The sequence below is a fragment of the Serratia sp. 506_PEND genome (assembly GCF_001076875.1).
Classification (GTDB): Bacteria; Pseudomonadota; Gammaproteobacteria; order Enterobacterales; family Enterobacteriaceae; genus Serratia; species Serratia marcescens.
Genome location: NZ_JVEL01000214.1, coordinates 1 through 5,840 on the forward strand (window position 1 = coordinate 1; position 5,840 = coordinate 5,840).

The following is a 5,840-nucleotide window of genomic DNA, read 5'->3' on the forward strand; positions in this document are numbered from 1 at the left end:
GTAAAAATCCGGGCGGGCCGGTGAACAGGGTGGCGATCGGCCAGCCTTGTTCATCCAGTGTGGCGACGAACAGGTAGGGCAGCGCGGCGAAAAACGCGCGGTGCTGATCCGGCATCGCGGGATAGATGCCGCCGCCTACGCCGCCAAACCCGGCCAGCGTCTGCGCGCGCAGCTCGTCGGGATGGAACAGTTGCGGGATCATGGCTTCAGCTCCCCGCCGGTGCCGCCGGTGCCGCCGGTGCCGGCAGGGCCGGCATGGCGAAGAAGCCGGGAAGCGCCGCGATGCGCGCCGTCCAGCGGCGTATCGCAGGGTAAGGCGCCAGCGAAATGCCGCCTTCGGCCGCGACCGCCACGTAGCTGTGGCAGGCCAGATCGGCGATGGTCGGGTGTTCGGTGGCCAGGTAGTCGCGCTCGCTCAGGTGCTGTTCCATCTGCGGCAGGAAACGATCGCTGACCGCCCGCGCCGCCTGATAATCCTCCGGCACGGCGAATTGGGCGATCAGTCGGCAAGAGGCCGGGCCGTAGCGAACTTCACCGGCGGCTTTGGAAAGCCAGGCTTGCACTCGCGCCGCCGCGGCCGGCTGTTCCGGCAGCCAGTGGCTGTCCGGCGCATAGCGCTTCACCAGATAGACCAGAATGGCGTTGCTGTCGGCCAGCGTCAGATCGCCGTCCTGCAAGACCGGGATCTGGCCTAACGGGTTGAGCCGGCGAAAGGCTGCGCTCTGCCGCACCTCTGCCGAGGCTTCTACCCATTCATAGGGCAGCGCCAGCATGCGCAGCAGCAACGCTACGCGGTGAACGTGGCCGGAAAGCGGGGTGCCGTAGAGAGTGATGGCGGACATGGCGTTTCTCCTCAGTGCTTTTTGTCAGCATACTCTTGCGCTGAGTGAGCGGAATACGGCAATGTGGAAATTGATAATTTCACTTTTCGGAAGAATTTATGGATCGGCTAGACGAGTTGGCCATCTTCGTGGCGGTGGTGCAGCAGGGCAGCCTGGCGGCGGCCGGGCGCAAACTGCGGCGTTCGGCGCCGGCGATCACCCGGGCGATCGCCGCGCTGGAACAGCGTTTTGGCACCCGGCTGGTGGAGCGCACCACCCGACGGCTGGCCCCCACCGAAGCGGGTATGCGGCTGTTGGAACGCGCGCAACAGCTGCTGCAGGATTATCAGGCGGTGGTGCAGGATACCGCAGAAGCGCGGCTGAGCGGCTTGCTGCGCGTTACTTCGCCGGTGCAGTTCGGCCGCCGCTACGTGGCGCCGGTGGTGATGGCGTTTCTCGATGACTACCCGCAGATGCAGATCGAAATGGTGTTGAACGATCGCAATCTCGATCTGATTGACGAAGGGTTGGATATCGCGGTGCGCATCGGTCATCTGCAGGACTCTTCCCGCGTGGCGCGGCGGCTGGGGCAGGTCAGCCGGATGACGGTCGCCAGCCCGGATTACCTGGCGCGCTGCGGCGAGCCGCGCTCGCCGGCGCAGCTGGCGGAGCATGCCACCATCGTCGGCACCCAGCGGCCGTCGCTGCGCGAATGGCGCTTCGGCCCGCAGGAAAACGGCGAACGGGTGCGATTGGCTCCCCGGCTGTTGCTGAATGATGTGGAAGCGCAGCTGCTGGCGGTGCGCGCCGGCAAGGGCATCGCCCGGTTGCTCTCTTATCAGGTGGCGGACGATTTGGCCGCCGGTACGCTGGTGCGGCTGCTGGCGGATCATGAGCCGCTGCCGATGCCGGTGCAGCTGGTGGCGCAGCAGGCGCAACGCATGCCGCTGAAGGTGCGCGCCTTCTGGGATTATGCGTTTGAACGGCTCAGCGCATTGCCGCAAATTCAGCCGGATGGAAGGGGGGAAATAAGCGCAAAAAGTTTCATTGGTTAAACTTTTTCATTATTCTTCAGGTTTTATTTTACCGGGCGCGCATTGCTGATGCGCCCGTCTTGACAATAATTTTGTCGGTGTTAATAGTTAACTCATATTTTAAATAATAAACGAAGTTTAATATATGAGACATCTTGCGGGAAGCTATGATAACGGCGCTGCGGTGGATAATGAAGAGGCTGTTTTGACTTCATTTCAAACCCGCAGTGCAGATATTTATCATCAGGCAAAGCATGAAAAGAATATTGCGTATGGCGACAGCGAACGCGAAACATTTGATTGGCTCTATTCTGCAAAGCAGCACCAGGGGACGTTAATTTTTATTCACGGCGGCTATTGGCAATTCTGCGATAAGGCGGATTTTGCCTTTATCGCCGCCGAACCGTTGGCGTTGGGTTTTGACGTGGTGCTGGTGGAATATGCGCTCGCGCCGGCGGTGGATCTTGACGAAATATGCCGACAGATCGGGGTGGCGTTGAATGCCATTCAGCGCCGCCTGCCGCCGCACTATGCCCATCCGGTTTATCTGTGCGGCCATTCCGCCGGCGGGCATCTGGCGGCGTTCTGGCAGCAGCATGCGTTGGTGGATGCTGTCTTTCCCATCAGCGGCCTGTTCGAGCTGGCGCCGCTGCAACAAAGCTATGTCAATCGGGCGCTGCAGCTGAGCGCGCGGCAAATTGAAACGCTCAGCCCGGCGCGCCGCCTGCCGACGCGCGGCAAGCCGCTTACGCTGTATTACGGCGCATTGGAGCTGCCGGAACTGAGAGGTCAGTCGCAACACTATCATGCGGCGCTGCGCCAACGCGGGTTGCCGGCCGACCTGGTCGCGGTGCCCGGCGCCAATCATTTTACCATTCTGGATGCGTTGTTCGCCGCCGACGGCGCGCTGCTTCGCCAACTTAACCACCACGGGAACCACTGACATGCGCGAGATCGTAGAAACCGGGCTGCCGGAGATCGGCCAGCCTTTTTCCTGGGCCACCCGGGGCGGCGGCATGCTGTTTACCGCTCACGGCCCGGTGCGGGCGGACGGCAGCATCGACACCGGTGCGCCGGAGCGACAGATTACGCTGACCTTCGATAATCTGGCGCAGACGCTGAAGGCGGCGGGCAGCCACAGCGATAAGGTTCTGCAGGTGATCGTGTATCTCACCGACGTCAATGACGTTAAATTACTCGATGATATTTACCGGAAATACTTTAATTATCCTTATCCCAATCGCTCCACGGTCATTGTCGAAAAATTGGTAGTGCCGGGAATGAAAATAGAAATTACCGTCAGCGCCATCGCCTGATTTAATTTCTTCTTAAGTCAGTCTTAATATTAATTCAATAACGAGTTAAGGATGAGTCATGTTTAAACAGATTACACCTTCCGCCGCCGATCCTATTATGTCGCTCATGGAGGCCTATTTGCAGGATCCCAATCCGAAAAAAGTGAATTTAGGCATTGGGCTGTATTACGACCGACAGGGGAATATTCCGCTGATGCAGGCGGTTGAGGCCGCCGAGCAGCGGTTGCTGGCGCTGCGTCGCCCACACGGTTATCCGCCGATCGAAGGTTCGCCTCAGTTCGCTCGCCAGGTGCAGACGCTGCTGTTCGGTGAGCAACAGGCGGCCGAGATCGCCACGGTGCAGACCGTCGGCGGCTCCGGCGCGTTGAAGCTGGCGGCGGATTTTTTGCGCCACTTTCTGGCGCGCGGTGAAATTTGGGTGTCCGATCCCACCTGGGCCAATCACTGGGCGATTTTCGAAGGCGCCGGGCTGCGGGTGAATACCTATCCCTACTTTGATGAAGCGGCGGGCGGCCTGCGTTTCGCCGCCATGCTCGACGCGTTGGACAGCCTGCCGCCCGGCAGCGTGGTCCTGTTGCATCCTTGTTGCCATAACCCGACCGGCACCGATCTGACGGCGGAGCAGTGGCGCGCCACGCTCGCGGTGCTGCAGCGGCGTAACCTGCTGCCGCTGTTCGATATCGCCTATCAGGGCTTCGGCGATGGGCTGGAGGAGGACTGCTTTGCGTTGCGCGAAGCGCTGAAAACCGAGCTGCCGTTTTTAGTCTGCAACTCGTTTTCCAAAAACGTCGCGCTGTATGGCCAGCGTCTGGGCGCGCTGTCGGTGCGTTGCGCCGATGCGGAAAACGCCGTCAACGTCAAAGGGGCGTTAAAAACGCTGATCCGCCGCAGCTACTCCTGCCCGCCAACGCACGGCAGCCAGATCGTGGAAGCCCTGCTCGGTGACGCCGAACTCGGCCGGCTTTGGCGCAATGAGCTGGCGGAAATGCGCGTGCGCATCAAGCAGATGCGTGAACAACTGGCCGCCGGCCTGGCGCAGGGCGGTTCTTCGCTGGATCATCGGCGCATACGCGATCAGCGCGGCATGTTCAGCTATACCGGCCTGAACGAAGCGCAGCTGCAGACTCTGCGACAGCGCTACGCCATCTATCTGGTCTCACCCGGCCGCATGTGCTTGCCGGGGCTCAATCCCGGCAACATTGACTACGTGACCGCCGCCATTCTCGACGTCACCCGTACCGCCTAACTCCGCCCGGGAGCACAGCCATGCCACAGATGAATGATTTTGAGCATATCGCCCGCCGTCAGGGCGGGTTGAACAAGCATCTTACCGCCGGACAGATGTCGATGCTGGCGATCGGCGGCGCCATCGGCACCGGGCTGTTTCTCGGCAGCGCCTACGCCATTCAGATGGCGGGGCCGTCGGTATTGTTGAGCTACCTGATCGGCGGCGTCATTGCGCTGCTGCTGATGGGGAGCCTGGCGGAAATGACCTCCGAACACCCGACGCCCGGCTCGTTCGGCGATTACGCTGAATTCTATCTCGGCCCGCTGTTCGGTTTTCTGGTGCGTTATTCTTACTGGTCCTGCGTGGTGTTGGCGGTGGGCACCGAAGTCACCGCCATCGGCATGTACATGCAGTTCTGGTTCCCGGCGACGCCGACCTGGTCGTGGGTGCTGCTGTTCTCGGCGGCGGTGATCGTCGTCAACGTGATCGGCGTGAAGTCGTTCGGTCAGGTGGAATACGCGCTGTCCACCGTCAAAGTGACGGCGATCGTGGCGTTTATTTTGATCGGCATCGGCATTTTGGCATTCTCGGGCAACCCGGCCTACGGCCTGCGCAACCTGACCGCCGGCGGCTTCATGCCGTTTGGCGTCAAGGGCATGTGGTTCGCTGTGATCGTGTCCATCTTCAGCTACCTGAGCATTGAAATGATCGCGGTGGCCGCCGGCGAGGCCAAGAATCCGGTGATTGCGGTGAAGGCGGCGTTCAAGGGCACCATCGTGCGGTTGTTCATCTTCTACATGCTGTCGATCGCCCTGATGCTGGCTATTGTGCCCTGGCGCCAATCCGGCACCGGCGAAAGCCCGTTCCTGATGGCGATGAACGTGATCCATCTGCCCGCCGCCGCCGGTATTTTCAACTTTATCGTGCTGGTGGCGGCGCTGTCGGCGATGAACAGCCAACTGTATATCACCACCCGCATGATGTTCTCGCTGTCGCGCGCCGGGCAGGCGCCGGCGGCGTTGGGGCGCGTCAGCCGGCGCGGCATTCCGGTCAATGCGTTGGCGATGTCGTGCATCGGTATCGTAGTGTCTATCGTGCTGAGCCTGGTGGCGCCGGAGACTTCGTTTGCCGCCATGATGTCTATTTCGGTGTATGGCGCCTGCTTTACCTGGCTGATGATTTTTGTCACCCACCTGTTTTTCCGCCGCCGGCATCGGCTGACTCACCTGAAGTTCCGCATGTGGGGGTTCCCCTATACCACCTTGCTGGGCGCCGGGCTGATGGCGGCGCTGATGATCTCGACCGCGTTTACCGAATTTTTCCGCATGACGTTGTGGTTCGGTATTCCGTTCACCCTGTTGCTGGTGGTGGCTTATCACTTCCAGAGCCGCCGCGCGGCTGCGCCGTCGCCGCTCAAGGCGCCGGAAGTGAAGTAATGCGG

General features: G+C 61.0%; 7 protein-coding genes. 5 read left to right on the top strand and 2 right to left on the bottom strand.

All coding sequences use genetic code 11. The annotated features are described in order from the left end of the window. Both ADK28_RS05205 and ADK28_RS05210 read right to left on the bottom strand, forming a co-directional pair. Window positions 1-202: pyridoxamine 5'-phosphate oxidase family protein (locus tag ADK28_RS05205; protein ID WP_048795075.1), on the bottom strand; the 202-nt coding region annotated here is incomplete at its 3' end. A 4-nt stretch (window positions 203-206) separates the two neighbouring features. Further along, the gene (locus tag ADK28_RS05210; RefSeq protein ID WP_048795076.1) at window positions 207-842 is read right to left on the bottom strand and encodes a glutathione S-transferase family protein; all 636 of its coding nucleotides are present in this window, start codon (window positions 840-842) and stop codon (window positions 207-209) included. A gap of 98 nt (window positions 843-940) precedes the next feature. On the opposite strand from ADK28_RS05210, the gene ADK28_RS05215 reads away from it, so the two are divergent. From ADK28_RS05215 to ADK28_RS05235, 5 genes are all read left to right on the top strand, one after another. Continuing rightward, window positions 941-1,876, top strand: a complete 936-nt coding sequence (locus ADK28_RS05215) for a LysR family transcriptional regulator (RefSeq protein ID WP_048795077.1) — start codon at window positions 941-943, stop codon at window positions 1,874-1,876. Between the two features lie 124 nt (window positions 1,877-2,000). Beyond that, a complete protein-coding gene (locus ADK28_RS05220; protein ID WP_048795078.1) occupies window positions 2,001-2,798 on the top strand; it encodes an alpha/beta hydrolase in 798 nt (265 codons plus the stop codon). A 1-nt stretch (window position 2,799) separates the two neighbouring features. Further along, on the top strand, window positions 2,800-3,171 hold the full coding sequence (locus ADK28_RS05225) for a RidA family protein (protein ID WP_033639957.1): 372 nt from the start codon (window positions 2,800-2,802) through the stop codon (window positions 3,169-3,171). A 58-nt stretch (window positions 3,172-3,229) separates the two neighbouring features. After that, window positions 3,230-4,417 (top strand): aromatic amino acid transaminase, encoded by a 1,188-nt coding sequence (locus ADK28_RS05230; protein ID WP_033639958.1) that lies wholly within the window; start codon window positions 3,230-3,232, stop codon window positions 4,415-4,417. Between the two features lie 20 nt (window positions 4,418-4,437). After that, complete coding sequence (locus ADK28_RS05235; protein ID WP_048795079.1) at window positions 4,438-5,835, top strand: amino acid permease; 1,398 nt, start codon at window positions 4,438-4,440, stop codon at window positions 5,833-5,835. Window positions 5,836-5,840: the final 5 nt, after the last annotated feature.